The sequence below is a fragment of the Roseibium sp. AWQ4_254 genome, from assembly GCF_056161025.1.
Genome location: NZ_JBSWYH010000006.1, coordinates 139,343 through 165,351 on the forward strand (window position 1 = coordinate 139,343; position 26,009 = coordinate 165,351).

A 26,009-nucleotide genomic window follows, 5' to 3' on the forward strand; every position below is an offset into this window, starting at 1 on the left:
ACAGATGCAACCTGCCGTGGCAGCTCTCACAAGCAGGCGCCGATGCCCAAGGCCATCTCAACAAGAGTTTCGCTGCACCAAACCTTGACCTTGGTCCCGGCCTCGGGCATGTAGCGCCAACAGTTTCAGATACAAACCGAAAGCGAACGCCCATGGGTTTCCAGTGCGGTATTGTCGGCCTGCCGAATGTCGGCAAGTCCACGCTCTTCAACGCGCTCACCAAGACGGCTGCGGCACAGGCCGCCAACTATCCGTTCTGCACCATTGAACCGAATACCGGTGAAGTCGCTGTTCCCGATCCGCGCCTTTACGCCATCCGGGACGTGGCCCAGTCCAAGGAAGTCATTCCGACCCGGATCACCTTTGTTGACATTGCCGGACTGGTACGCGGCGCCTCCAAGGGCGAAGGCCTCGGCAACCAGTTCCTGGCCAATATCCGCGAAGTCGACGCGATTGCCCATGTGCTGCGCTGCTTTGAAGATGACGATATCACCCATGTGGACGGGGCCATTGACCCGCTGGCCGATGCGGAAACCGTCGAGACCGAGCTGATGGTCGCCGACATGGAAAGCCTGGAGCGCCGGATTGCGCCCTTGAAGAAAAAGGCCACCGGCGGCGACAAGGAAGCCAAGGTGCTGCTGCCGATCATGGAAGCCGCCCTGGCCCTTCTGCAGGACGGCAAACCGGCGCGAATGCTGGAGGTGGCCGACGCGGAAGAAGCCAAGCTTCTCAAGGGCCTCAATCTCCTGACCTCCAAACCCGTCCTTTATGTCTGCAACGTGGATGAAGCCTCGGCTGCCGACGGCAATGCCCTGTCGGCCAAGGTGGCCGAACGGGCCAAGGCGGAAGGCGCGGTCGCCGCGGTCATTTCCGCAGCCATCGAAGCGGAAATCTCCCAGCTCGACAAGGAAGAGCAGGACGAGTTTCTGGAGACCATCGGCCTGGAAGAACCCGGCCTCGACCGGATGATCCGTGCCGGCTATGACCTTCTGGGCCTGATCACCTATTTCACCGCCGGTCCGAAGGAAACCCGTGCCTGGACAATCACTGACGGCACCAAGGCGCCAGGCGCAGCCGGGGTGATCCACACGGATTTCGAACGGGGCTTCATCCGGGCCCAGACGATTGCCTATGACGATTATGTGTCCCTGGGCGGTGAAACTGGAGCCAAGGAAGCTGGCAAGGCTCGCGATGAAGGCAAGGAGTATGTGGTCAAAGATGGCGACGTGCTGCTGTTCAAGTTCAACACATGACCTACGTCATCCCGCAGCCGAAAACCCCCGCCCTTCCGGTCTCCGGCACTGAAGATCTTTTTCCCGTGCGCCGGGTCTATTGCATTGGCCGCAATTACGCGGCTCATGCGGTGGAAATGGGCCATGACCCGGACCGGGAGCCGCCGTTCTTCTTCCAGAAGAACCCGGACAATCTGGACGCTTCAGGCATCTTCCCCTATCCGCCTCAAACAGCGGATGTGCACCATGAGGTGGAACTGGCGGTCGCCTTGAAATCCGGCGGGACAGATATTTCAGTCACTACGGCGCTTGACCATGTCTTTGGCTACGGAACGGCTCTCGACATGACCCGCCGCGACCTTCAGGCAACGGCCAAAAAGATGGGGCGCCCATGGGAAATCGCGAAGGCCTTCGAAGCCTCCGCCCCGATCTCCCCGCTGGTGCCTGTGGCCAGCTGCGGCCACCTGGACAGCGGCAAGGTCACGCTGAGCGTCAATGAGACCCTGCGCCAGCAAGGCGACCTCAACCAGATGATCTGGAAGGTCCCGGAAATGATCGCATATCTCTCCAGCTATTTCGCGCTGGCCGCAGGCGACGTCATCCTGACCGGCACACCTGCCGGGGTTGGCCCCGTGCAGCGCGGCGACACAATGGTGGCCCGTGTGGCCGGACTGCCGCCGCTCACCGTGACAATTGCCTGACAGCTCCTCTCATCCCTTTTGAACACAGCCAAGTCCCCGAAGCGCGCCCTTCGGGGCTTGCTTGACCTGACAGGCCAGTTGATCGCCATCAGCTTGCCTTGAGATCAAACCTTGGCCATGGTCCCCTGGGACGGCGGTGTTTGTTCCACCGCCCGGACCTGGAGCTTTTCAAACCGTGACTTTTGACCAGATTGCCTTGTTTATTCTGTTCGGGATCGTTTTTGCCCTTCTCGTCTGGGGCCGGATCCGGTTCGACCTTGTGGCCTTTGCGGCCCTGATCTTCGGGGCCTTGCTGGGCCTTGTGCCTTCGGATGAAATTTTTTCCGGCTTCGGCCACCCGGCGGTCATCATCATTGCGCTGGTGCTGATCGTCTCCAAGGGGCTGATGAATTCGGGCGCCGTGGAATTGATTGCCAGCCGGCTTCTATCCGCCTCGCGGGGCCTGCCGGGACATATCTCGCTGATGTCGGTTGCCGGCGCCGGGCTGTCGGGCATCATCAACAATGTGGCCGCGCTGGCCCTGCTCATGCCGCTGGATCTGGAAGCGGCCCGGAAAGCGGAAAGGTCCCCGGGCCTCTCCCTGATGCCACTGTCCTTCGCCACAATTCTTGGCGGCATGATCACCCTGATCGGTACGCCGCCCAATATCGTGATTGCGCAATACCGCTCAGACGCGCTTGGCAGCCCCTTCACCATGTTCGATTTTGCGCCCGTCGGGCTGACGGTTGCCATCTTCGGGATTGCCTTTGTTGCCCTGTTCGGCTGGCGCCTCCTGCCCGCCCATTTCCGCAGCAAACCGAAACAGGAAGGCTTTGCGGAAAGCCTTTATTCTGCGGAACTGAAAGTCGGCAAGGTCAATCCGGACATGCCGGTCACGGTCGGCGATCTTTATCCCGTTGCCGATGAAAAGGATGTCACGATTATCGGCCTCATCCGAAACGGCCGCCGGATCAGGGGGTTTGCCCGGCGCGAACCGGTCAAGGCGGATGATTTTCTGGTGGTGGAAGGCGACCCCAAGGCCATTGAAAGCTTCATGGGCGCCGCCAAACTGGACTTCGCCGGATCAGAGCAGCACAAGGGCAAGCTCGGCGGCTCCGCCCTGTCCCTGGCCGAGGCCATTGTCCCCGACAGCGCCCGCATCAGCGGCACCTCTGCCTTCAACCTGCGTCTTCTCTACGGCCACGGGGTCACCCTGCTCGGCATTTCCCGGCAGGGGCGGCGCATCCAGAAACGGGTGCGCCACGAGACTATCCGCCCCGGCGATGTGCTGCTTCTGATCGGCACCGACGAGCGTCTGGAAAACGCCTTTTCCTGGCTGGGCGTGCTGCCGCTGGAAGGGCGCCAGACCGGCATGATCCAGCGCAACAAGGCCTGGCTTGCCATTGCAGGGTTTGTGCTGGCGATTGTTGCCGCCGTTGCGGGCCTTGCCTATCTGCCGGTCGCGCTCGCCGCCTGTGTGATCCTGTATGCGGCGGCTGGCCTTGTCAGCGGCTCAGAAGTCTACAGCGCTGTGGAATGGAAAGTGATCGTGTTGCTCGGCTCGCTCATCCCCCTCGGCAAGGCCTTTGAGACCTCCGGCAATGCCCAGGTGATTGCGGACGGGATCGTCGCAGGAACGTCCGGCGCACCGGCCTGGGTCACGCTCGCAGTCCTGATGATTGTGACCATGACGCTCTCCGACTTTCTGAACAACGTGGCCACCTGCCTGATCGCCGCGCCCATCTCGGTCCAGATCGCCGAACGGCTCGGGGTCAGTTCCGATCCCTTCCTGATGGCCGTCGCCGTTGCCGCCTCCTGCGCCTTTCTCACCCCGATCGGCCACAAGAACAACACCATCATCATGGGCCCGGGCGGCTACCGCTTCGGTGATTACTGGCGCATGGGCCTGCCGCTGGAGCTGCTGGTGCTCGTGGTCGCCCTTCCGGCCATTCTCGTCTTCTGGCCCCTGTGAAGACCGACCGGAAGCCAAAGACAACCGCCGAAAACAAAAGGATGAAAGATAATTTCATATAAAACGTCTGAATGAAGAAAAACAACAAAATAGCTCCTCTTCACTCATACAAAACGACATAAGAATACGGATTTAGTAAGCACCTTTCACGACCCTCCTGCTAGGCTTGACCGCAAGACAACAGGAGAACCACCAATGTCCTTGCTGACAAGATTTGAACGCTACCCGCTCACCTTTGGCCCAACCCACATTGAACATCTTCCAAGGCTGACGGAAGCCCTTGGCGGCAAGGTGGATATCTACGCCAAACGGGAAGACTGCAATTCCGGCCTTGCCTTTGGCGGCAACAAGCTGCGCAAGCTGGAATATATTGTGCCGGATGCGATTGCCTCAGGCGCCGACACACTGGTGTCCATCGGCGGGGTCCAGTCCAATCACACGCGCATGGTGGCGGCCACCGCCGCCAAGATCGGCATGAAATGTGTCGTGATCCAGGAAAAATGGGTTCCTCACTATGATGCGGTTTATGACCGGGTCGGCAATATTCTGCTCACGCGGCTGATGGGCGCCGACAGCCGTCTGGTGGAGGACGGGTTTGATATCGGTATCCGCAAAAGCTGGGAAGATGCGATCAAGTCGGTGGAAGAGGCTGGCGGCAAGCCCTATCCGATCCCGGCCGGGGCCTCGGTCCATAAATATGGCGCGCTTGGCTATATCGGCTTTGCCGAAGAAGTGGCGCAACAGGAAGAAGAACTGGGCTTCACGTTTGACTATATCGTTGTGTGCGTCGTGACCGGTTCAACACAGGCCGGCATGATTGTCGGCTTTGCAGCCCAGGACAGGGCGGACCGGGTGATCGGCATCGATGCCTCTGGCACCCTGGATCAGACCCGTGCCCAGGTGCGCTCCATCGTGGACAATACGGCCGAACTGGTCGGACTTGGCCGGGCTGTACGCGAGGACGAGATCCATATCAATCCGGACTATGCCTACCCGGCCTATGGGGTGCCGTCGGAAGAAACCAATGACGCGATCCGCCTCGCCGCCAAGACCGAAGCCATGATGACCGACCCGGTCTATGAGGGCAAATCCATGCAGGGCATGATCGATCTCACCCGCAAGGGCTTTTTCCCGGAAGGGTCAAAGGTTCTCTATGCCCATCTGGGCGGCGCACCGGCCCTGAACGGCTACAGCTATTATTACAAGGACGGCTAATACATAGCGTCATTCCGGCAGCCACTCTCCTAAGCCTATGATGCGGGGTCGTAGCACACGCCAATCTAGCTTAACGGCCCAGAAATCGCCGCGCCTTGTGCTTGAAGCACCTTCAACCTGCCGAAGCTGCGATACCAGTCTCTTCCGGCTTTGGCCGTTTGATCGCATCTCTGGTCCTCCATTTTGCGGGACAATATATCCAAGTTGGTGGACCATTCGATGGGGACTTCTCCATCATCAATGTTGCGCAAAACCCATCCATTGAAGCCCTCAAAGGTGTAATTAACTTTCAAATCTTCCGTGCTGACTCTGGCGCATCTTCATCCAGAAAATCGTAGGATTGCATTGCCAGAACTGCATACTCTGAAATCTGCGACGTCATTCTTTCCATCCTTTGGCAACCGGATCACCCGACGTTGCGGAGATAATTTTGTTTTGAAATACGAGAAACTCGTCGAGTTCCCGCACATAGACTGGCGCGTATGTGGGCAAGAAGCGCGCATAAAGGCGCTCACCCGCGATTTCGTAGCGAAAAGAAGGTGTCGGTTCACTCGAATGATCGATCTTGAAAGGCTCATCGGCTTCGATACGATTTCGCTGTATCAGCAGAAATTCGCACCCCATGAAGCCTTGGCGCTGCAGGTCAACGTACGTCCCTTGATCAGTGCTGATTGCCGGATTGATCGCATCGAATGTTTCAAACCGGTCGATACCGACACCAGGCTCAGGTTCAACAGGAACAAGGCCTGGTGTGTCTCTGATACCGTCCAGCATGTCGGTAAATGCCCCCCAATTGGGCACGGCAATTCGGTAAGCACGCCCATCGCTCGGCAGGCTTGCAACCCACTCTTCAAGCCCGGGCACTTGGGACCACTCCGACCGTGGCACCCGCCACGCGGCGAAGCATTCCGGGTAGACACCACCGCTAAATTGCTTTCGAAATCGCTTTTTGTAGAGAGATGTTTCTTCCGCCAGTCTCCTGTCTTCCGGGCGGAAGAAAGGCGTTAGATCCGGGCTTGCCGCTGCTGCCCGTTTTTCAGAGGATTTAAATTCAACCTCTCCAACAATTTCCGGCGGATAAGCGCGCAAGAATTCCACACGGCTATCAATGCCCGACAACGCCCGCCCGCTGACGTAGTATTCCATTTTGTCAAACGTCTGATCGTCACTTACCCAAAGGACGGGTAGCATCGAACTGGGGGGGAGATACTCATTCTGGTCCGTGAAGGGAGGATCCAATACACGCGCCTGATTCTTAGCATCTTCTTCACGCTCCTCGGATGTCGCCGATGCCCATCGGCAGGCGCTGATGACCGGAACGTAGACGGCTTCATCGGACCCAGGCACATAGGCACCAACAATAGGAGGACTTAAATAGGTCCTACCAGTTTTGACACCTGGAGCATAACTGGAACCGGTCACCAGTGTTCCCGTACACTTGATCACCCGCTCAACCCGAACGGGTTTGCCGTCAACCTTCAAATCCACTATGTACCGATAGTAAGCTGGATAACGCGGGTCAGATTCGACGCAACCCGACAGCGTCAAAATCATCAATGCCGACAAGACACAGAACCAAGCCTGCAGACTCGTGCACTTGAGACCACCTTTCAATATTTTTTTCATATTGCCTGAACACAACATGCCACCACTCATTCTGACAGGCTCAGAATGAGATACTGGACAAGAAACAGTCTTCAACATCAGTTATTTGTTCTCTCTAGCTCAACGGCTCGCAGAGTTCTTCGCTTCCAAAATTTCAAGCGCGTCGAAAGCTTTGCTCAAGAGGTGATGGCGGGGCACCATCAAGTGGTCCAGTTTAATCGTTAGTGCATCGTGGGTCTCCGGTCCATCGGAACGATGCTTTCCGGCGCAGGCGGGCGGTAGCCCGGAGCGCTATGCGGTCTGAGAGTGTGTAGTGGACGCGCTATTGTTCGATCAGGATTTGTGCCTCCGGTAGGTTGTAGAATATCTCACCGTTGAGCAACTCATCACGGAACCGGGCGAGCAGGAAGCCCTCTTTTCCAACCGCAAGATACGCGAGGTCCTGGGGTTCAAGGAAAACCACAACTGGCGCTCCTATGTGACGCCCTGCCCCCTCTTGTCCAGATGGCCGGAGGCCAGGCTCTGGCCACCCTATTTTTCCCGTGCTACGTCCCCCTGCAGAACCTTTTCACAGCAGCAAGCTGCCGCCTCCCGATCCTCTCCCTGGCGGCGGCTTTGCCGGGAGCCTCTTTCTTTTCATGACCACACCCACCCATTTTGAAGACTTCGCTGCCGGGCAGTCGTTTGATCTTGGATCCATCGAGGTGAGCCGGGACGATGTCATTACCTTTGCTTCAGAGTTCGATCCCCAGCCCTTTCACCTGGACGAAGAGGCCGGCAAGGCCTCGCTGCTGGGCGGTCTTGCCGCCTCCGGCTGGCATACCGGCAGCCTGATCATGCGCCTTCTGGCGGTCAACCTGTTCAACAAGAGCACGGGAAGAGGCTCGCCCGGCATTACCAGCCTGAAATGGCGTCAGCCGGTTTTCCCCGGTGACACGCTGTCAGCCCGCGTGGAGATCACCGGCACCAAGCTGCTGCGCTCCAAACCGGATCTCGGCCTGGTTTTCCTGCGCGTATCGGCCGCCAATCAAAACGGCGCTGAGGTGATTGAATGGGAGAACCCGGTTCTCTTTGAACGGCGGGAGCCCGGCGCATGATTGAGTTTTTCAACGACATCGCCGCCGGGCAGGTCACTGAGCTTGGCAGTTACACCTTCACGGCAGAGGAGATCATCCGCTTTGCCGAAAAATATGATCCCCAGCCCTTTCATCTGAGCGAAGACGCCGCTGCGCAAACCCATTTCGGACGGCTCTGCGCCTCCGGCTGGCACACGGCATCGATCTTCATGAAGCTGCAGGTGGCCAAGACGGCGGCTCTTCGGACTGAGGCGGAAGCTGCGGGCAAACCGGCCGCGAGGATCGGCCCCTCTCCCGGCTTTGAAGACCTGAAATGGCTCAAGCCGGTCTTCGCCGGAGACACGCTCACCTATTGGCGCACGGTGACCGGCAAGACCGAAAGCCGCAGCCGGCCGGACTGGGGCCTTGTCCACGCAGACATGACCGCCCGCAATCAGGACGGTGTTCTGGTGTTTTCCTTCAAGGCGACTGTGTTTGTGGAGCGGCGGCCGGACGCAGCGTAGCGCGCTGTCAAGCCAGATGGCAACGCGACGAAAGCATCTCAAAGCGCCCTCGCAAACAGAACTTCGTCGCGGATCTCAATGCCGTAATCGCCGCGCAGGGGAATTTCCGGCCTTTTCTCCCGCTCCGCATCAATCACACCTTGTGCGACCCGCTCCATGCGGAAGCCCCGGCGCTGGTAGAAGCGGAAAGCGTCGAGATTGTCGTTGGAGGTCCGGACCGTCAGACGGGGCACGCCTTTTGAGCGGGCCTCGCTCACAACCGCGTCCAGAAGCTGGCTGCCAACGCCGCCCCAGCGGTTGAGGGAATCGAGCGTGAGGATTTCCCATTCCCCGTCCCGCTGAATCAGGGTCACCAGCCCGACAAGCACCTCGCCATCAAAAGCGACGTAGCCCGGCAGGCGCGAGGCGTCAATCAGCTCGCCATCCAGCAGCATTTCCGGGCCCGCCCAACGCTCCCGCAACAGCTGATAGACGTCAGCATGATCCTTGTCTTCCGTTGCACGAATGATCGCGGGCATGGTTTGCTCCTAGCGGTGAAACAACCGGGTTTTCAGGGGGCTGCGCGCCTGCCAGCCTGCCCGTTCCAGCTCCGGATCCACATGATCTTCTTCCGGATAGCCAACGCATAGATAAGCCACGAGCCGCCAGCTGCCGTCAACCTGCAGGATTTCACGAACTTCGACCGGATCCAGGATCGACACCCAGCCAACCCCGATCCCTTCAGCCCGCGCTGCCAGCCAGAAGGTATGGATCATACTCACCGTGGAATAGGCCAGCGTCTCGGGCATGGTCGCCCGGCCAAGGCCACTGCCCTGCTCCGGCTGCTCCTCACAGAAAACCGCCAGATGCACCGGAGCGTCTTTCAGACCGGCCAGTTTCAGCGCCCGGTAATGCCGGGCTCTTTCCGGTTCATAGGCGTCTGCCGCTTTCTGATTTTCCGCTTCGAACTGGGCCGTGATCCGTTTGCGCGTGTCATGACTGTCGACCATCACGATCCGCCAGGGCTGGCTGTTGCCAACAGATGGAGCCAGATCGGCCAGCTGCAGCAGATGCTGCAGTTTGCCCTCCGCCAGCGGCTCGCTGCGGAACCGGCGCACATCGCGCCGCCATTTTAAAAGGGTTTCAAAGTCCTGCTGGAACCGGCTGGAAAACCTTGGGGGGCTCTCCCCGCTCTGGTCGCCGCCGTTCATAAACGCTCAGTGCCCCGGAAATTCCACCAGGGTGCGCACCGGCACATTCAGCTCTTCCAGCTTCTTGCGCCCGCCAAGATCCGGCAAGTCAACAATGAAGCAGGCCGCCTCGATATTCGCGCCCATGGATTTGAGCAGCTTGCAGGCCGCTTCCGCCGTGCCGCCAGTCGCAATCAGATCATCCACCAGGATCACCCGGTCGCCCGGCTTGATCGCATCCTTGTGCATTTCCATTTCGTCCAGACCATATTCCAAGGAATAGGCAATCCGCACGGTCTCATGGGGCAGCTTGCCCTTCTTGCGGATGGGCACGAACCCGGCCGAAAGCTGATGGGCCACCGCCCCGCCCAGAATGAAGCCCCGCGCCTCGATCCCGGCAATCTGGTCGACCTTGGAGCCCGCCCAGGGCTGCACAAGCGCATCGACCGCCCGGCGGAAAGCCCGCGCATTGCCGAGCAGCGTGGTGATATCCCGGAACAGAATACCCTCTTTGGGATAGTCCTTGATCGTGCGGATCGCATTGATCAATTCATCCTGGATTGTCTGGTCACTCATCGAGACGTCTTTCTTCAAACTGTTCGGTTCGGCACATGCCCCAACGGACGCTTATATCAAGTTTGCGCGCCCGGTCGAAGCGATTTCAGCCGGGTTTTGATGGATCAGAACGGCCGGGGCGGTTCCGGTCAGGAGGTCTTGGTCAGCACCCGTCCGGCCACCGCATCCAGCTTGGCCACCAGCTCCGGGTCCCGTTTATCCGGCGCCGTCATCAGAGCATATTCCAGAGCGGTGTCAGATCCGGCCGGGCAGGCCTGATGCTCTCTGGGCAGATCCCGCGCCACCCGGCCCACCAGCCGCTGCGCATTTTCAGCGTTGTCATGCAGCACCTTGATGATGGCCTGGATATCCACTTCCCCATGATCCGGATGCCAGCTGTCATAGTCGGTCACCATGGCGACGGTGGCGTAACAGATCTCCGCCTCCCGGGCGAGCTTGGCTTCGGGCATGTTGGTCATGCCGATCACGTCACAGCCCCAGGACCGGTAGAGCTGGCTTTCGGCAAGCGAAGAGAATTGCGGGCCTTCCATCGCCAGATAGGTGCCGCCTTTGGAACAGGCCAGGCCTTCGGCCTCTGCAGCCGCCGCAACAGCGTCCACCAGTTTCGGGCTGACCGGCACGGCCATGGAGACATGGGCCACACAGCCCGTACCGAAGAAGCTCTTCTCCCGGGCAATGGTGCGGTCAATGAACTGGTCCACCAGCACAAAGGTGCCCGGCGCGTGCTCTTCTTTCAAGGACCCGCAGGCGGACACGGACAAAAGGTCGGTGACACCGCAGCGCTTCATCACGTCAATATTGGCGCGGTAATTGATTGTCGTTGGGGAATAGACATGACCCCGGCCGTGGCGGGGCAGGAAGACGACCTTCAACCCGTCAATCTGGCCGATCCGCACATGGTCGGACGGCGTGCCCCAGGGGCTTTTCACTTCAACCCATTCGGACTGTTCCAGTCCGGGCAGATCGTAAATGCCGGACCCACCGATAATGCCAAGCACTGCGTCAGCCATTCTTCATCTCCTGCGAGAAACCCATCCGGCTCGCTGAGTATCAAGCGGCTCCGCCGTTGAACAGGGCAAAAACGAAAAAAGGCGGGCTCTCTGCCCGCCTTTCTGAAGCTCCTGGGTCCTGCCAGCCTTAATGCGCCACGTTGCGCCAAAGCTGTTTCTTGGTGAAATACAAGAGCCCGGCAAAGACAATCAGGAACACCATCACCCGGAAGCCGATCTTCTTGCGCTGCTCCAGATGGGGTTCTGCCGCCCACATCATGAACGCGGCCACATCCTTGGCGTACTGGTCCACCGTCATGGGCGTGCCGTCGGTATATTCCACCGCCTCATCATAAAGCGGCGGAGCCATGGAAATGAAATGACCGGCCAGGAAGGAGTGGTTGTAGTACTGCCCGTCGGGCACTTCAACGCCTTCCGGCGGGTCCACATAGCCCGTCATCAGCGAGTAGATATAATCCGGCCCGTTCTCCTGATACTGGGTGAAGATGTCGAACACAAAGCCCGGGAACCCGCGCTGGGCCGCACGCGCTTTTGCCAGCAGGGAGAAGTCCGGCGGATAGGCGCCGTTATTGGCAGCACGCGCCGCCTGCTCGTTCGGAAACGGCGACGGAAAGCGGTCGGCCAGAATGGCAGGACGCTCAAACATGTCGCCGTAGTCATCCGGTCCGTCGATCACGGTGTATTCCGCCGCAATCGCCTTGGCCTGGTCTTCCGTGAACCCCGGCCCGCCCTCTTGCGCCAGATTGCGGAAGGCAACGAATTTCAGCCCGTGACAGGCTGAACAATTCTCGCGGTAGATCTTGAAGCCGCGTTGCAACTGCCCCCGGTCATAGAAACCGAAGGGGCCTGAAAAAGACCATCTCTGATAGTCGATCTCAACCTTTCCGCCAGCAGCCAGGGCCGGGGACGCGATAGCAAGAGCGGCAACAGCTGCAAGGGAACGAACCATTTTGATCATGGTGCTCATGTCTCAATTAACTCCTGATCCGGTTCGCGTTACTTCGTTTCCGGTGCGGCGGGCGCACCGGCTGGGGTGCCGGAGCCGCCCTTCAACACCGCTTCTGAAATCGACGCCGGGAGCGGCCGCGGCTTCTCAAGGAAACCGAGCATCGGCAGGATGATCAGGAAGTGGGCGAAATAATAGGCGGTGAAGATCCGGGAGAAGATCACATACCAGCCTTCCGCCGGCATCGCACCGAGATAGCCCAACGCCACACAATTGGCTGCAAAGATCCAGAAGAACTGCTTGAACAGCGGCCGGTAAGTCCCGGAACGGACCTTGGACGTGTCGAGCCAGGGCAGCACAAACAGGATCGCAATGGCGCCGAACATCAACACAACACCGCCCAGCTTGTCGGGCACCGCCCGCAGGATCGCGTAGAAGGGCAGGAAGTACCATTCCGGCACGATATGGGATGGCGTCACCAGCGGGTTTGCTTCGATATAATTGTCCGCATGGCCAAGATAGTTCGGCAAATAGAAGGCGAACCACGAGAAGAAGATCATGAACACGATAATCGCGAACAGATCCTTGATCGTGTAATAGGGGTGGAACGGCAGCGTGTCCTGTTTGGTCTTCGGCTGCACCCCGGTCGGATTGTTGTTGCCCGTTGTGTGGAACGCCCACACATGCAGGATCACCACGCCGAATATCATGAATGGCAGCAGATAGTGCAGGGAGAAGAACCGGTTCAGCGTCGGATTGTCGACCGCGAACCCGCCCCAGAGCCAGGTCTTGATGGCTTCACCGACAAGCGGGATGGCCGAGAACAGGTTGGTGATCACGGTCGCGCCCCAGAAGGACATCTGACCCCAGGGCAGCACGTAGCCCATGAAGGCGGTGCCCATCATGATCAGGAAGATGATCACACCCAGTATCCACGAGATTTCCCGCGGGGCCTTGTAGGAGCCGTAGTAAAGCCCCCGGAAAATGTGAATATAGACGGCGATGAAGAACATCGACGCGCCGTTGGCATGCAGGTAGCGCAGCATCCAGCCGAAATTCACATCGCGCATGATGTGTTCGACGCTGCTGAAAGCGGCTTCCGTGCTGGGTGTATAGTGCATTACCAGCACGATGCCGGTGAGGATCTGGGCGATCAGCACGAAGAAAAGAATGCCCCCGAAGGTCCACCAGTAGTTCAGGTTTTTCGGGGTCGGGAAGTCCACAAAGGATCCACGCACGAGCGAAATGACCGGCAGGCGGCTTTCAAGCCACTTGGCTGCAGCGCTCTGCGGGACGTAGTTTGAATGTCCAGCCATGACTGTCTCCTGGAAAGATGTGCCGTTAACCGATCTTGATCGTCGAGTCGCTGACGAACTCGAGCGGCGGAATCAGCAGATTTTCGGGAGCCGGGCCCTTACGGATGCGGCCGGCAGTGTCATAGTGGGACCCGTGGCAGGGACAGAACCAGCCACCGAAATCGCCGGAATCGCCAATGGGAACGCAGCCAAGATGGGTGCAGATGCCCACCTGAACGAGCCAGTTTTCCTTGTCTTTCACACCCCGGTTCGGGTCCGTTGCCTCGGCATCGGGCGGCAGATTGGAGTTCCGGGCCAGCTTGTCCGGCAGATCGGCCAGCGGCACCTCTTTGGCCTCTGTAATTTCCGTTTCGGTCCGATTGCGGATAAAGACCGGTTTTCCGCGCCATTTGACCGTAATTGACTGCCCTTCTTCAACAGCAGACACATCCACCTCAATCGAAGCCAGTGCCAGCGCCGATGCATCCGGGTTCATCTGATCGATAAAGGGCCAAGCCAGTGCCCCTGCACCAACCACGCCCATTGCCCCAGTCGCGATATAGAGAAAATCACGGCGGTTCGGTTCTACCGCATCCGTGTTATGTTCCAAGGTCGCGTCCCCTCTCCATTTTACCTGTGCCGAAAGCCCGCCTCATATCCGGTCCTTCGCTCCTTCCAAAGGATAGCCGGAATGACTGCGGGCTCAACGGTTGCCGGGTGCGGCAAGTTTCCGCACCATACAAGCGGAGGCGATTGTGCACCCTTCGAAACGCTTGTCCAGATAAACTGACGCAAGGGTATACATATGTCGCAGGTGGAACAAACGCCCTGCGGCATTTTTGGACCAGTTTTGAAAGGAGATGCAAGACCGGAAAAGGACGTAGTCCCGCCTTGCATCCTTGAGGGAATTCTCCGGGTCGACGGCAGCCGGCCGACTTTGCCCGTCACGGGCAGACGTCAACATTTTCAAAGCGTTGGCCAACCGGGTGAAGCCATTCTAATCATGGCATATTCTGGCGCGCTCGATGCTCACCCGCATGCGGGTGAGCATCTCTCAGCCGATCTTTTCAACGAGCCCTCAGGCCGCCTGGACGGGCGCTAGAAACCCGCCGGACTGATGCTGCCAGAGCTGGGCATAAAGACCGCTCTGCTCCAGCAACTCCTGATGGGTGCCTTCCTCGATGATTCGGCCCTTGTCCATGACGATCAGCCGGTCCATGGCCGCAATGGTCGACAGGCGATGGGCAATCGCAATCACGGTCTTGCCTTTCATCAGGTCGAACAGGCTTTCCTGGATCGCGATCTCCACTTCCGAATCGAGCGCAGACGTCGCCTCGTCCAGCGCCAGGATCGGCGCATCCTTCAAAAGGACACGGGCAATGGCAATGCGCTGGCGCTGTCCGCCGGAGAGTTTAACCCCGCGTTCCCCGACATGGGCGTCCAGCCCCTTGCGCCCTTCCATGTCGGTCAGACCATCCACGAAGGTATGCGCATGGGCCTTTTCAAGGGCGGCTGCCACCTCCTCGCGCGTCGCATCCGGTTTGCCATAGGCGACGTTTTCAAAGATCGAGCGGTGCAGAAGCGACGTGTCCTGGGTGACCACACCAACATTGGCCCGGATGTCATCCTGCTGCACTCTGGAAATGTCCTGGCCGTCAATCGTAACCTTGCCGCCTTCCAGGTCGTAAAAGCGCAGGAGCAGATTGACGAGCGTGGACTTGCCCGCCCCGGAGCGGCCGATCAAGCCGATCTTTTCCCCCGGCTGGATGGTGAGGCTGAGATCTTCCAGCACTCCAGCTTTCTTGCCATAGTGGAAGTGGATCTTGTCGAAGCGGATTTCGCCTTTGTCGACCACAAGGGGCTTAGCCCCCGGAACGTCCATCACTTCCCGTTCGCGGGAAATGGTGGTGATGCCATCCTGAACCGTGCCGATATTTTCAAACAGGCCGGCAAGTTCCCATAAGATCCAGTGAGACATGCCCTGAAGCCTCAGAACAAAGGCGACCGCGATGGTGACATCTCCAATCGAGACCGTACCGGTCTGCCACAACATCACGGCGAGCGTGCCGATCGCAGTCAGCAAAAGCATGTTGATGAACACCAGCACGATGTTCAGCCCCGTCACCAGACGCATCTGAAGAAAAACGGTCTTCAGAAACCCCATCATCGAGCCTCTGGCATAGGCCTCTTCACGGTCCGCATGGGAAAACAGCTTCACCGTTGTGATGTTGGTATAGGCATCCACAACGTGACCGGTCATCAAGGAACGGGCATCGGCCTGCGCCTTGGAGACATCCCGCAGCTTCGGAATGAAGAAGCGGATGGTCAGCAGATAGGCCGCAATCCAGACCAGGAACGGCAGGCCCAGCCACAAATTGGCATCGGCCACCACAAAGACCGCCGCAACGAAATAGACGGCCACATAGACCAGAATATCGGCAATGCGCGAAATCACCTCGCGCACGCCGAGCGCCGTCTGCATCAGCTTGGTCGCAATCCGCCCCGCAAAGTCGTTCTGATAGAAGGAAACGCTTTGGCGCAGCAGATAACGATGCACCCGCCAGCGGATGGACATGGGATAATTGCCCATCAGACCCTGGTGGAAAAACAGCTGCCAAACCACTTCCAGCCCAGGCCTTAGCACCAGCAGCACAACCAGCATGAACAGCAGCGTGGCCCAGTTCTCATTCAGGAACGTAGCCGGGTCCGACTTTTCCAGCCAGGTGACCAGATCGCCCAAGAAGGTGAAGATATAGACCTCTGCGAGGGCAACCAGCGTGCCAAACAGCGACACACAGGCCAGGATGGGCCAGACCGGTTTGGTATAGTACCAGCAGAAAGCCCAGAACCCTTTGGGCGGAACGTCAAGCTCTGTCTTTTCAAAAGGATCAACGAGCTTTTCGAAACGATCAAACATGACTACCTCTCAGAGCCGATCAAGCGCAACATAGCCAGATGCAGGAGGACATCCTGCTTGCTATCGGAAGACGGCCTCGGACGGATTGTGGGGCCGGCAGCCATGTAGCGGGCGCCGGCAATGAAACTTGTAAAGGCAAGCGCGACAATAGACGAGCCCCAGAAGAGAGCGCCAATCTGGCGGACAAATTCGGCAGCCGGAACCTGCGTCCCGGCAATGTCCAGGGCCTCGATCCGGCTGAGATTGAACGCCAGAACAGGCACAAAAAGAAGGGCGGCCATCAGAAAGGTCACGCCTGAAAAAACGGCCACGACTGTGGCAGAACGCCGAAGACGGGCAGGAAAGGTCCTGTCCTGTTGAGGGGCCGGTGGCACCTCGATATCCTGACGGTCTGCGAGCACAGACAGGTCCTGCGAAGAACACGGAAACATCGCAATGACTCCGAAACGGGAACTGAATCACTGGTGACGGCGGACACGCGTCATTGCGCGTGCAGCTGAGACGAACGGCTTGAGCCGGTCACCGCAAGGCTATGGGAAAGTCAGAAATGGACCTGCGCTCAGCGCTGCAGGTGAGAGCCCATCAGGACACCTGGACGGGCAGACATGATATGGATCGTGCTGTGATCTGTCATCTAAACCCCTCCTGGTTGCGCGACCGGGCGGCCGCTGGGACAAAGTCTGTCTAGGTGAAACACCAGACTGCGGTGTTGGTAACCGCTTTTGACTTGCTTGAAAAGAGGCAACGTGAGGAGGCCGGACATGAAAATCACAACTGTTGCCCTGTCGCCACACACCCCCATTTGGAATCCGCGCTTAGAGCCGTAGTTCCTGCCCTGCGCGGGCCTGGAGGAAAATTTCTGCTTCCCGTGGCGATACGCGGCCTGAGATGATCCCACCCTGAACAAAAGCGCAGCCCAGGTCTTTGAGGATCTCAAGCTGCTCTTTTCGATCGACACCAACCGCTGCCACTTTCAAACCGAACTTCTCTGCAACATCTATGATAGAGCGGGCGAGATATTGTTTCTTGACCTGTGTTTCCAGATCTTCGGTCAACCAGGAGCTGATTTTCAGACTGCTGGCCCGGATCCGGACGATCTGCCCGGCCCCGCCGCCCTGGCCGCTGCCAACCCCGTCCAGGGCAATCCGGCAGCCAAGGTCTTCCAGACTGTCAATCGCTTCCAGCATCCGCCCGTCTTCATCAAAGCGGATGAGCTGCTGCTCCAGATCAATCGTAAGATCGTGAAGCGCAATTTGAACCTCGTCACACAGCCTGCGCAAACGATCCTTGAACCCTGCCGCCACCAGAGAGGCTTCACTCAGATTGACGGACATGGCAAGTGACTGGCCAACTGCATCCCGCAAGCGCTTGACCGCCTGCAAGCCCTGCTCCAGCGCAAAAGCTTCAATCTGGGCAACCCGTTTGAAGTCCTCTTCAAGGGACAGAAAGCGGACCGGGTCCACAAGCCCCTCCGAGGGGTGCAGCCAGTGCGCGAACACTTCAAAGCCTGTGACACGCTGTTCATCAAGCCCGAAATACGGCTCCATGAGGAGCGAGAGACTACCTGTCTCCAGATCCTGATCCAGCTGCGCCCATGCTCATGCGCCGGTGCCGGTGCGCGGCCCCAAGGGCATCCGTATACCAGGCAAACCGGCCCCGCCCTGCCCGTTTGGCCGCATAAAGCGCCATGTCAGCCCGGTTGATGAGTTCCGTCACGCCGATCTTGGCCGCCGCGGCCAGAACGAGCCCCATACTGCCAGCCACCCGGATTTTGTGGGTATCAATCAGAGCCGGTTCGTGAAGCTTTGTCAGGATCTCGTGGCCAAGCTCTTCCATCTCCTTAGAACCTTCGGGCTGTGAGACCGTAACGAGAAACTCATCCCCGCCAATACGCGCCACCAGTCCCTTGTCACCGACAACCGACTGCAGGATGCCTGCGACATGGCAGAGCACGGCATCCCCCGTGCTGTGGCCATGCCCGTCATTCACATCCTTGAAATTGTCCATGTCAAAGAGAATAACGCCGACATTCCCACCCGTGTCCGCCGCTGCCGCAAGACGGGCCTGAAGAACCTCTTTTATCTTCGCCCGGCTCGCCAGTCCGGTCAGGTCATCATGTTCGGCCTGATGCTTGAGCCGCTTGCGCGCCTCCTCCAGCTCGGACACCCGGCCCACCTCCTGGGTCACATCCTGGCAGATCAGAATCATCCGGGTGGTTTCCGGCGTATCCCCGGCAACCTGCGCGAAGGTCAGCTGGTTCCAGAAATATTCGCCATTCTTCCGGCGGTTCAGGATCAGCTCCTTGAAGCCGGGCTCGAATGTCCTGAGATCGTAGCGGAAATTTTTGAGTTCTTCAGGATCAAGCTGCCTGTCTGGAGGCAGCAGCAATTCCTGCGGGCGCCGCCCAAGCAACTCCTCAGCTGAATAGCCTGTAATCCGGCTGTAGGCCGGATTGGACCACTGTATCCGGCCGCAGATGTCCTGCATGATCAGACCTTCATGCACATGTTCAACAACCGTTTTCAGAATAGCCGCATCATCCCTTGAAGCAGCCTTTGCCCGCCTCTCGGCACTTCCCTTACGAAAATGCCCAACAAGAACTCCGCAGCAGAAGAGTATTCCTCCCACCACAAAGGCAAGGAAAAAAGGCAACCAAGGCCAATTATAAGAAAAATCTTGCATGCTTCTTCGTCAATAAAGCGTCCACCCATAGACATGGTAGCAGCAGACGTTAAATAAACAATAAAACTGAGATTAGGAAAACCAATTACCGTTAGAATTGCAACGTATTTATCAGAATATAACTTTAAGGTATGGGGTCATAAAACTGTATTTTCGCCCAACCTGAAACAATGAGATCGAAAAAGCTTTCCTTGAAGCGCCAAGCCGGACGACATCAAAGACAAAGACGTTTCAAAACGTTCAGCGGACCAAGGTACGAGCCCATATGAACGCGGCAACCCTGATACCACCGTCACCAAACAAGACCCTACCGGATGGTTTTTTCCGGTTCGCCGGCAAGGAAAGGCGGGTAGACCGGCCTAGACCTGCGGCACGCTCCTCGCCGAAGGCTCTCATGTCACGGTCGAATAGGGTCCAGGTTGTTGAGGTTTGCAGCAGCGGCAAGTCCATCAAGAGGTGACGAAAGAAAGCGCCCTTGCCTGGCCAGCGCGAATGCAAAACAGGGGCCCGAAGAGCCCCTGAATGCGTTTCGTTTCCATAGAACAGTCCCTGACCCGTGCTGTCAGGCTGCACGGACACTTTGCAGGAATTGGCGGACCTGGGATTGGAGAGAATTGGACAGGCTGCCGAGTTCGGCGGAGGCCCCGAGCATTTCGTCGGTCGCCGAGCGGCTGGTCTCCATGACCTCGCTTAACGTACCGACATTGCTGGCAACCTGGCTGGAACTGGCATGGGCGGCATTGGCGCTGTGGCTGATTTCCTGCGTTGCGCTCGTCTGCTCTTCCACCCGGTCCCGGATCTTCGAAGAAATCTCGCTCACCTTACCGATGGTTTCGGCAATGGAGCGGATCGCCACTTCGGACAATTCGGCAACATTTTGCACCGATGCCACCTGCGCGGAAATGTCATCGGTTGCCTTGGTGGTCTGTTCCGCGAGCGCCTTGACTTCATTGGCCACAACCGCAAAGCCGCGCCCGGCCTCTCCGGCCCTGGCCGCCTCGATGGTGGCATTCAGGGCCAGAAGATTGGTCTGGCTGGCAATCTGGCTGATCAGTTCAACAATTTCGCCGATGGCCCGGCCGGTCTCCGACAGCTGGCCAACGATCTCATCCGTTTTGCGGGCCTCTTCCACGGCCACGCGGGCAATTTCGGTGGCCTCATCAACATCCTCGCGCACCCGGATCAGCGATCCGGTCAGCTGCTCCGCAGAGGCGGTCACTGTTTCAACGGATTCATTGGCGTTTTCAGTTGCCTGGTGAACTTCACTCACCGCATGCAGGGACGAGCCAACCGCCTCATTGAGCTGGCCGGAATTGCGTTCCACGCTGCCCGCTGCTTCTGTCAGGGCGGATACAACACCGATCACTGACTTTTCAAAGTCGTCAGCCACGTCCTGCATCAAGGCCTTGCGCTCTTCACTCAAGGCTTCCTGATGGGCCAGTTCCTGACGCGCCTGCTCGGACGCCCGATGCGCAAGGTTTTCCCGGAAGGCTGTCACCGAGCGGGCAATCTCCCCGATCTCGTCTCCCCGTTCATTGCCCTTGATTTCAATCTCAAGGCTTCCTTCAGACAGCTGGTCGAGACCGTCCTGAAGCCGGGCCAGAGGCCGTGCAATGCCTATGGCAAGAACGAGAGCCATTCCCAGAAAGGCGACGCCCACGGGAGACACCGTCAGACCGATGGAGATCATCTGGTCGAAGATCAGCTGATCGATATTGCCCGCGATGTTGCCGCTTAAAAACGCCTGCGCGCCCGCGTCGGTGCCGATTTTTTCCAGCAAGGCCTGCCGGAACGAATAAAAGGCAAATGCTGTCCCCGCCATCATGATGGCAGAGGCCATCAGTACCATGGCAACAAAACGGCCCTTGATCGAAAGTGTCACTACGCAACCCCGAAGCGATTCCCAAACTCCCGTGCCCTGGACAAACGTCAACAGAGCCCTTACGCCGTTAAGGATACCTTCAAGCCCGTAAAAAATCTGTAACTGCATCGGGACAGAATTTAAATTTAAGATTGTATTCCAAGCTTCTACGCAAATTCACGCAACCTGAAATACAACCTTCCCCTTCGTTTGCAGAGGCTTGCACCTACCCTAATCCGTTCTCAGGACACAAGACGGGTGAGCGTATACCCCATGCCTGCGGAGAATGCCGACAGGGCTGTGCCCCAGCCCACATCGACAATGGCCACGATCACCGGCCAGTTTCTCAGCGTTGCGTAATTGGTGACATCGTAGGTGGCATAGGTGAAAAACCCGAACATCGCACCGTAGAGCACAGCGGTCACAACACTTTCCGACCTGAGGGCCGGTGCAACAGCAAAAACGACGATGCCGACCACGTAGATAATATAAAAGGCCCCTGCGGCCGCCATGTTGGGTTTGTCCATCAGAAGATGCCCGATCCGGTCGAAATAGAACCGGGTTGCCACCTGTGACAACCAAACATAGTCAACCGCAAGAAAAACAATCGCGGTTGCGACATAGGCGGTGGAATATTGTATCATGAGATCCTCAACTGACTGACAGACCTGATACGCTTGCGCTCTTGCCCCGGATCAGCAAAGACAGCGCTGCGTGCGGTGTTTAACACTCAACCGGCGAGAGCTGCGGTCTTGAGGAACCCGCCGGACTGCCTGTGCCAGAGCTGGGCATAAAGCCCGTCCGTTTCTGTCAGAAGATCCGCATGGGCGCCTTGCTGCACGATGCGGCCCTTGTCCATCACCACGAGACGGTCCATGGCCGCGATGGTCGACAGGCGGTGGGCAATGGCAATCACGGTCTTGCCGGACATCAGCCCTTCAAGGTTCTCCTGAATCGCGGCCTCCACTTCTGAATCGAGCGCTGAGGTCGCCTCATCGAGCACCAGGATCGGCGCGTCTTTCAAAAGCACCCTTGCGATGGCAATACGCTGACGCTGCCCGCCTGAAAGCTTGACCCCTCTTTCGCCCACATAGGCGTCAAAGCCCTTGCGGCCCTTGCGGTCCTCCAGGGTCTGAATGAAGTCAAAGGAATGGGATTTGCGCGCGGCCTCGATCAAAGCCTCTTCCCCGGCATCCGGACGGCCATAGAGAATGTTCTCACGGATGGACCGGTGCAGCAGAGACGTATCCTGGGTCACCATGCCGATGGACCGGCGCAGGGTTTCCTGGCTGACATCGCGCAGATCCTGGCCATCCAGACGGATGCCGCCCGCCTCCACGTCGTAAAAGCGCAACAGCAGACTGACCAGCGTGGTCTTGCCTGCCCCGGACGGCCCCACCAGCCCGACACGTTCGCCCGGCGCAATCTCCAGATTGAGATCTTCCAGAACCCCGCCTTCCCGGCCGTAGTGAAACCGGACATGATCGAACACAATCCGGCCGCCGGAGACGCTCAAATCCTGCGCCTGCGGCTTGTCTGCCAGGGTGATGGGCTTGACGATGGTCTCCACACTGTCCTGAAGCGTCCCGAAGTTCCGGAACAACCCGTTGAGCTGGTTGAACAGACGGTTCAAAAGAACATTGAGCCGCAGAACAAGACTGAGGGCAAAGGCCACATGGCCCGTGCTGATCCCCCCTTCCTGCCAGACGAACAGCGCGGTGGCGGCAATCGCAACGATCATGATCCCATTGATGAGGCTCATGGTGATGCGCACGGTGGACAGCAGCCTGGTGAACACCTGGATCTTTTCAATCAGGGCTTCGAACGCACCCCGGGCGGCCCGGTTCTCCTCAAGCGCAGATCCGAACAGCTTGACCGACTGAATGTTTGTATAGGTGTCGACCAGACGGCCGGAGACACCGGAATAGGCATGGGAAAAGGATTTTGCTGCCGCGCGGACCCGGGGCACAAACTGCCAGGCAGTGACGGCAAACAGCCCCAGCCAAAGCCCGACCAAAAGCCCCAGGCGCCAATCGAGATCGCCCACAAGGATCAGCGTCGACAGGGCATAGACCACGATATACCAGGCCACCTGCAGCAGATTGACCATGAAGTCGCCCGCAGCCAGGCCCGATTGCAGCACCTTCTGGGACAGCCGTCCGGCCAAATCATCATGAAAATAGCTCAGGCTTTGTTTCATGACGCGCTGATGGCCCTGCCAGCGCACGAGCTGAAAGAAGCTCGGCACGATGGTTTGCTCCTCCATCAGCGCCCCCAGAGCATTGACAAGCGTGCGCACAAACAGCACAACCACGGCCATCCACAGCAGCGTCCAGCCATGGGTTGCAAAGAAGGCCTCCCGGTTCCCGTCTTTCAATAGATCGACCAGGCTGCCGAGGAAGCTGGCAATGGCCACTTCCACCAGCGCCATCGCCCCGCCAACCACAAGCAACAGCGCAAATGGCCAGCGGACCTGACCAACGAAATAAACAAGATAGGCCAGAGCGCCCGTGGGCAGATCCCGGGCGGGCGGTGCTCTGAAGGGATCGATCCAGGACTCGAACAGGCGGAAGATTGGGGACACGAAGCGTCTCCATGAGTGGTATGGAAAGAATGGCGAGGTGAGTCTTCGCCACATCCTACGCGTTTACGTGCGGCTTGGCTCACGCAATTTGCCTCCACACGTGTCTTGAGGGTTCCCAAAGCCCCTTCTGTGGCCAAAGGGCCACCCTTTCGAGAGGACCGCCATGCCGGACATTGCCCTTTACCAGCCTGATATCCCGCAAAACACCGGAACGATCCTGCGCCTGGCCGCCTGTCTCAACGTGCGGGTCCATCTGATCGAACCGGCCGGGTTTCCGATCTCGGATACGGCGCTGAAGCGGGCCGGAATGGACTATCTGGAAAGGGCAGCCATGACCCGGCACATCTCCTTTGACGCGTTTGAGGACTGGCGCAGCACCCATCGCGGCAGGCTCATCCTGATGACAACCAAGTCCAGCTCGCCCTATACCGGCTTCCGGTTTCAGGCTGACGATATTCTGCTCTTCGGCCGGGAAAGCACCGGCGCTCCCGGGAATGTGCATGACCTTGCCGATGCCCGGCTGACCATTCCGCTTGCCGACGGCATGCGCTCCTTGAATGTCGCGGTGTCGGCCGGCATGGCACTGGGCGAAGCCTTGCGGCAAACCGGGACATTTCCTAAAAGCGCTTCTTGAAGGCTGCCAACTGCGCATCAACCCCAAACAGCGAGGCCAGTTCCATGAACGCCCCTTCCCCGGAAAACCGCGGGGGTCCGATCCCCGACCAAATCGAGGACAAAAAGACGCGCGCACCCGTTTGGTTCGAGAGTCTGCGCGACCGGATCTGTCAGGCGTTTGAGGATCTGGAAGACGAGATTGCCTCCGTGTCCGGCCCGATGTCAGATCAGCCCGCCGGACGGTTCGAGCGCACCCCCTGGGAGCGGACGGACAGCAGCGGTGCCAAGGGTGGCGGGGGCGTCATGTCGATGATGCATGGCCGCGTCTTTGAAAAGGTCGGGGTTCATGTTTCCACCGTGCATGGTGAATTCTCACCGGAATTCCGCGGCCAGATCCCCGGCGCCAACGAAGACCCGCGCTTCTGGGCCTCCGGCATCAGCCTGATTGCCCATTTGCACAATCCCCATGTACCGGCCGTGCATATGAACACGCGCATGGTGGTCACCACCCGCCAGTGGTTTGGCGGCGGTGCGGATCTGACCCCGGTGCTGGAGGCACGGCGGACCCAGGACGATCCGGACACGGTGGCCTTTCACAAGGCCATGCAAACCGCCTGCAATGCCCATGAAGTGGCCGATTACGAAGCCTACAAAGCATGGTGCGACGAGTATTTCTTTCTAAAACACCGCAATGAAGCGCGCGGCATAGGCGGAATATTCTACGACTACCTGAACAGCGGCAACTGGGACACCGACTTCGCCTTCACCCAGGCGGTCGGGGAAGCCTTCCTGTCCATCTATCCTGAGCTGGTCCGGCGCAATTTTGAAAAGACCTGGACAGAAGGAGAGCGCGAAGAACAATTGATCCGGCGCGGGCGCTATGTGGAATACAATCTGCTCTATGACAGGGGCACGATTTTCGGGCTGAAGACCGGCGGCAATGTCGCCTCGATCCTGTCATCCATGCCACCTGTTGTGAAGTGGCCGTAAGGCGGGGACAGGTCAGGCGGCCGGTGCCGCCCGGGTGACTGCGCCGAAATCCCGTCCGAACAGCATTTCGTCCAGCTTCTCAACCATAGCCTGATCCAGCTTGGGGCCCATCTCCTTGAGCATGGCAACAGCCGTGCGGGCCGGGAAGCTTTTCTTGTAGGACCGCTCTTCAGTCAGGGCAACATAGATATCGCAGATGGTCATAAGCCGGACTTTGGGCACGAGCTGATCGCCTGAAAGACCGCGCGGATAGCCCGAGCCATCCAGCATTTCATGATGCTGGACCGCCATACGCTTGATATCGGCCGAAATCTCCGGCCTTGTTTTCAGGATTTCCTGACCAAATGCAGGGTGCTTGTCGACCAAGTCCCGTTCTTGCTGCGTGAGCTTGCCTGCCTTGTCGAGGATTGTCAGGGGAATGCGGGTCTTGCCAATATCATGGACCAGCCCGCCGGCAATGAGTTCCTTGCAGTCTGCGTCACCCCAACCCAGGTGCTTGGCCAGCATTCCGGCCAGCCCGGCCACCTGAAGGGAGTGGCAATACGTGCCGCTGTGGTGGGTCGCAACGGTGCTCAGCCAGCAAGACAGGCCATCCGTCTTCAGCGCGGTCAGCATTTCTTCCGCGCTTTCATTCATCAGTTCGGTGCAGATCCTGGTGCCTTCGACAGCCGAAAAACATAAGGAATCCAGAAACGTGCTGCCTTTCATATAGGCCACTTTCGTGCACTCGGGGCAACACTTGGGCAAAGCTTTCAGCACATCGCCGTCGATAAGATCTTTCACCTGTTTCAGCAACAGGGAAAACGGGACTTCACGGTCCATCCGCTCCGTGCGCCCCAGCGCCCCGGCCTGTATCATTTCCCGGCGGTTCTTGGGCGCCGCAATGCAAATGACGGGAATGGCTGCGATGCAATCCCAAGACGCTTTGAGAGCGGTCAGCCCCGCATCCGTTGATCCAGATAGTTCGATGATCGCGACCTTCGCGCACCCAACCGTGGACGGGGACACTTTGTCCATCGCAACCAGGCGGGTAGCAAAGAAAAACGGGAGTTTCCGTAAGGGAGACTCCATCGGCAACGAA

Annotated in this window: 24 protein-coding genes and 2 pseudogenes; 9 read left to right on the forward strand and 17 right to left on the reverse strand. The window is 58.6% G+C overall.

Annotated features, from left to right (window positions below; all coding sequences use genetic code 11):
• Positions 1–152: 152 nt before the first annotated feature.
• The 4 genes from ychF to ACXAIC_RS06450 all read left to right on the forward strand — a co-directional run bounded on the left by ychF (position 153) and on the right by ACXAIC_RS06450 (position 5,099).
• On the forward strand, positions 153–1,253 hold the full coding sequence (gene ychF, locus ACXAIC_RS06435; protein WP_475174862.1) for a redox-regulated ATPase YchF: 1,101 nt from the start codon (positions 153–155) through the stop codon (positions 1,251–1,253).
• Positions 1,250–1,933, forward strand: a complete 684-nt coding sequence (locus tag ACXAIC_RS06440; RefSeq protein WP_475174864.1) for a fumarylacetoacetate hydrolase family protein — start codon at positions 1,250–1,252, stop codon at positions 1,931–1,933. The genes ychF and ACXAIC_RS06440 overlap by 4 nt, the downstream gene beginning before the upstream one ends.
• A 175-nt stretch (positions 1,934–2,108) precedes the next feature.
• On the forward strand, positions 2,109–3,884 hold the full coding sequence (locus ACXAIC_RS06445; RefSeq protein WP_475174866.1) for an SLC13 family permease: 1,776 nt from the start codon (positions 2,109–2,111) through the stop codon (positions 3,882–3,884).
• A 195-nt stretch (positions 3,885–4,079) separates the two neighbouring features.
• Complete coding sequence (locus ACXAIC_RS06450; RefSeq protein ID WP_475174867.1) at positions 4,080–5,099, forward strand: 1-aminocyclopropane-1-carboxylate deaminase; 1,020 nt, start codon at positions 4,080–4,082, stop codon at positions 5,097–5,099.
• A gap of 378 nt (positions 5,100–5,477) precedes the next feature.
• On the opposite strand, the gene ACXAIC_RS06455 is transcribed toward ACXAIC_RS06450, so the two are convergent.
• Entirely contained in the window at positions 5,478–6,803 is a 1,326-nt protein-coding gene (locus tag ACXAIC_RS06455) for a hypothetical protein (RefSeq protein WP_475174868.1), read from the reverse strand.
• A 122-nt stretch (positions 6,804–6,925) separates the two neighbouring features.
• A pseudogene (locus ACXAIC_RS06460) lies at positions 6,926–7,104 on the reverse strand (integrase core domain-containing protein); the annotation flags it as partial.
• Here ACXAIC_RS06460 and ACXAIC_RS06465 point away from each other — a divergent pair.
• The 3 genes and pseudogenes from ACXAIC_RS06465 to ACXAIC_RS06475 all read left to right on the forward strand — a co-directional run.
• Positions 7,096–7,185, forward strand: a pseudogene (locus ACXAIC_RS06465) (NAD-dependent epimerase/dehydratase family protein); the annotation flags it as partial. The pseudogenes ACXAIC_RS06460 and ACXAIC_RS06465 overlap by 9 nt on opposite strands.
• Before the next feature lie 157 nt (positions 7,186–7,342).
• Complete coding sequence (locus ACXAIC_RS06470; RefSeq protein WP_475174871.1) at positions 7,343–7,801, forward strand: MaoC family dehydratase; 459 nt, start codon at positions 7,343–7,345, stop codon at positions 7,799–7,801.
• On the forward strand, positions 7,798–8,283 hold the full coding sequence (locus tag ACXAIC_RS06475) for a MaoC family dehydratase (RefSeq protein ID WP_475174873.1): 486 nt from the start codon (positions 7,798–7,800) through the stop codon (positions 8,281–8,283). Before ACXAIC_RS06470 ends, ACXAIC_RS06475 begins: the two co-directional genes overlap by 4 nt.
• Positions 8,284–8,321: 38 nt before the next feature.
• Here ACXAIC_RS06475 and ACXAIC_RS06480 read toward each other — a convergent pair whose 3' ends face one another.
• From ACXAIC_RS06480 to ACXAIC_RS06545, 14 genes are all read right to left on the reverse strand, one after another.
• A complete protein-coding gene (locus tag ACXAIC_RS06480; protein WP_475174876.1) occupies positions 8,322–8,801 on the reverse strand; it encodes a GNAT family N-acetyltransferase in 480 nt (159 codons plus the stop codon).
• Positions 8,802–8,810: 9 nt separating this feature from the next.
• Positions 8,811–9,473: a 5,6-dimethylbenzimidazole synthase gene (gene bluB, locus ACXAIC_RS06485; protein WP_475174878.1), complete on the reverse strand. Its 663-nt coding sequence runs from the start codon at positions 9,471–9,473 to the stop codon at positions 8,811–8,813.
• A 6-nt stretch (positions 9,474–9,479) separates the two neighbouring features.
• On the reverse strand, positions 9,480–10,028 hold the full coding sequence (locus ACXAIC_RS06490; RefSeq protein WP_475174880.1) for an adenine phosphoribosyltransferase: 549 nt from the start codon (positions 10,026–10,028) through the stop codon (positions 9,480–9,482).
• A 128-nt stretch (positions 10,029–10,156) separates the two neighbouring features.
• A complete protein-coding gene (locus tag ACXAIC_RS06495) occupies positions 10,157–11,038 on the reverse strand; it encodes an S-methyl-5'-thioadenosine phosphorylase (RefSeq protein WP_475174883.1) in 882 nt (293 codons plus the stop codon).
• Between the two features lie 127 nt (positions 11,039–11,165).
• Positions 11,166–12,005, reverse strand: a complete 840-nt coding sequence (locus ACXAIC_RS06500; protein ID WP_475174885.1) for a cytochrome c1 — start codon at positions 12,003–12,005, stop codon at positions 11,166–11,168.
• A gap of 29 nt (positions 12,006–12,034) precedes the next feature.
• A complete protein-coding gene (locus ACXAIC_RS06505) occupies positions 12,035–13,300 on the reverse strand; it encodes a cytochrome b (RefSeq protein WP_475174888.1) in 1,266 nt (421 codons plus the stop codon).
• Between the two features lie 25 nt (positions 13,301–13,325).
• Entirely contained in the window at positions 13,326–13,889 is a 564-nt protein-coding gene (gene petA / locus ACXAIC_RS06510; RefSeq protein ID WP_475174889.1) for a ubiquinol-cytochrome c reductase iron-sulfur subunit, read from the reverse strand.
• A 468-nt stretch (positions 13,890–14,357) separates the two neighbouring features.
• Positions 14,358–16,196 carry an ABC transporter ATP-binding protein gene (locus ACXAIC_RS06515; protein WP_475174891.1) on the reverse strand — a complete coding sequence of 613 codons (1,839 nt, stop codon included), beginning with the start codon at positions 16,194–16,196 and terminating at the stop codon, positions 14,358–14,360.
• Positions 16,197–16,198: 2 nt separating this feature from the next.
• Positions 16,199–16,627 carry a hypothetical protein gene (locus ACXAIC_RS06520; protein WP_475174892.1) on the reverse strand — a complete coding sequence of 143 codons (429 nt, stop codon included), beginning with the start codon at positions 16,625–16,627 and terminating at the stop codon, positions 16,199–16,201.
• Between the two features lie 384 nt (positions 16,628–17,011).
• Positions 17,012–17,743, reverse strand: a complete 732-nt coding sequence (locus tag ACXAIC_RS06525) for an EAL domain-containing protein (protein ID WP_475174894.1) — start codon at positions 17,741–17,743, stop codon at positions 17,012–17,014.
• A 13-nt stretch (positions 17,744–17,756) separates the two neighbouring features.
• Entirely contained in the window at positions 17,757–18,878 is a 1,122-nt protein-coding gene (locus tag ACXAIC_RS06530; protein ID WP_475174897.1) for a diguanylate cyclase domain-containing protein, read from the reverse strand.
• Between the two features lie 562 nt (positions 18,879–19,440).
• Positions 19,441–20,760: a methyl-accepting chemotaxis protein gene (locus ACXAIC_RS06535; RefSeq protein WP_475174900.1), complete on the reverse strand. Its 1,320-nt coding sequence runs from the start codon at positions 20,758–20,760 to the stop codon at positions 19,441–19,443.
• Between the two features lie 221 nt (positions 20,761–20,981).
• Complete coding sequence (locus tag ACXAIC_RS06540; RefSeq protein ID WP_475174903.1) at positions 20,982–21,383, reverse strand: DUF2177 family protein; 402 nt, start codon at positions 21,381–21,383, stop codon at positions 20,982–20,984.
• Positions 21,384–21,469: 86 nt separating this feature from the next.
• Positions 21,470–23,377, reverse strand: a complete 1,908-nt coding sequence (locus ACXAIC_RS06545; RefSeq protein ID WP_475174906.1) for an ABC transporter ATP-binding protein — start codon at positions 23,375–23,377, stop codon at positions 21,470–21,472.
• A 109-nt stretch (positions 23,378–23,486) separates the two neighbouring features.
• Between ACXAIC_RS06545 and ACXAIC_RS06550 the strand changes: the two genes are divergently transcribed.
• Positions 23,487–23,957, forward strand: coding sequence for a tRNA (cytidine(34)-2'-O)-methyltransferase (locus ACXAIC_RS06550; protein WP_475174908.1), 471 nt, complete (start codon positions 23,487–23,489; stop codon positions 23,955–23,957).
• 44 nt (positions 23,958–24,001) lie between these two features.
• Positions 24,002–24,928: an oxygen-dependent coproporphyrinogen oxidase gene (hemF, locus tag ACXAIC_RS06555; protein ID WP_475174911.1), complete on the forward strand. Its 927-nt coding sequence runs from the start codon at positions 24,002–24,004 to the stop codon at positions 24,926–24,928.
• A 12-nt stretch (positions 24,929–24,940) separates the two neighbouring features.
• Here the strand turns inward: hemF and ACXAIC_RS06560 are convergent, their stop codons facing one another.
• On the reverse strand, positions 24,941–25,945 hold the full coding sequence (locus tag ACXAIC_RS06560) for an HD-GYP domain-containing protein (protein ID WP_475174913.1): 1,005 nt from the start codon (positions 25,943–25,945) through the stop codon (positions 24,941–24,943).
• Positions 25,946–26,009 lie beyond the last annotated feature (64 nt).

Coding starts and splice junctions, on each gene's coding strand:
- ychF (WP_475174862.1), top strand. CDS start 153: ATGGGTTTCCAGTGCGGTATTGTCGGCCTGCCGAATGTCGGCAAGTCC.
- ACXAIC_RS06440 (WP_475174864.1), top strand. CDS start 1,250: ATGACCTACGTCATCCCGCAGCCGAAAACCCCCGCCCTTCCGGTCTCC.
- ACXAIC_RS06450 (WP_475174867.1), top strand. CDS start 4,080: ATGTCCTTGCTGACAAGATTTGAACGCTACCCGCTCACCTTTGGCCCA.
- ACXAIC_RS06455 (WP_475174868.1), bottom strand. CDS start 6,803: ATGTTGAAGACTGTTTCTTGTCCAGTATCTCATTCTGAGCCTGTCAGA.
- ACXAIC_RS06470 (WP_475174871.1), top strand. CDS start 7,343: ATGACCACACCCACCCATTTTGAAGACTTCGCTGCCGGGCAGTCGTTT.
- ACXAIC_RS06475 (WP_475174873.1), top strand. CDS start 7,798: ATGATTGAGTTTTTCAACGACATCGCCGCCGGGCAGGTCACTGAGCTT.
- ACXAIC_RS06480 (WP_475174876.1), bottom strand. CDS start 8,801: ATGCCCGCGATCATTCGTGCAACGGAAGACAAGGATCATGCTGACGTC.
- bluB (WP_475174878.1), bottom strand. CDS start 9,473: ATGAACGGCGGCGACCAGAGCGGGGAGAGCCCCCCAAGGTTTTCCAGC.
- ACXAIC_RS06490 (WP_475174880.1), bottom strand. CDS start 10,028: ATGAGTGACCAGACAATCCAGGATGAATTGATCAATGCGATCCGCACG.
- ACXAIC_RS06495 (WP_475174883.1), bottom strand. CDS start 11,038: ATGGCTGACGCAGTGCTTGGCATTATCGGTGGGTCCGGCATTTACGAT.
- ACXAIC_RS06500 (WP_475174885.1), bottom strand. CDS start 12,005: ATGAGCACCATGATCAAAATGGTTCGTTCCCTTGCAGCTGTTGCCGCT.
- ACXAIC_RS06505 (WP_475174888.1), bottom strand. CDS start 13,300: ATGGCTGGACATTCAAACTACGTCCCGCAGAGCGCTGCAGCCAAGTGG.
- ACXAIC_RS06515 (WP_475174891.1), bottom strand. CDS start 16,196: ATGTTTGATCGTTTCGAAAAGCTCGTTGATCCTTTTGAAAAGACAGAG.
- ACXAIC_RS06520 (WP_475174892.1), bottom strand. CDS start 16,627: ATGTTTCCGTGTTCTTCGCAGGACCTGTCTGTGCTCGCAGACCGTCAG.
- ACXAIC_RS06525 (WP_475174894.1), bottom strand. CDS start 17,743: ATGGAGCCGTATTTCGGGCTTGATGAACAGCGTGTCACAGGCTTTGAA.
- ACXAIC_RS06530 (WP_475174897.1), bottom strand. CDS start 18,878: ATGCAAGATTTTTCTTATAATTGGCCTTGGTTGCCTTTTTTCCTTGCC.
- ACXAIC_RS06540 (WP_475174903.1), bottom strand. CDS start 21,383: ATGATACAATATTCCACCGCCTATGTCGCAACCGCGATTGTTTTTCTT.
- ACXAIC_RS06545 (WP_475174906.1), bottom strand. CDS start 23,377: ATGTGGCGAAGACTCACCTCGCCATTCTTTCCATACCACTCATGGAGA.
- ACXAIC_RS06550 (WP_475174908.1), top strand. CDS start 23,487: ATGCCGGACATTGCCCTTTACCAGCCTGATATCCCGCAAAACACCGGA.
- hemF (WP_475174911.1), top strand. CDS start 24,002: ATGAACGCCCCTTCCCCGGAAAACCGCGGGGGTCCGATCCCCGACCAA.
- ACXAIC_RS06560 (WP_475174913.1), bottom strand. CDS start 25,945: ATGGACAAAGTGTCCCCGTCCACGGTTGGGTGCGCGAAGGTCGCGATC.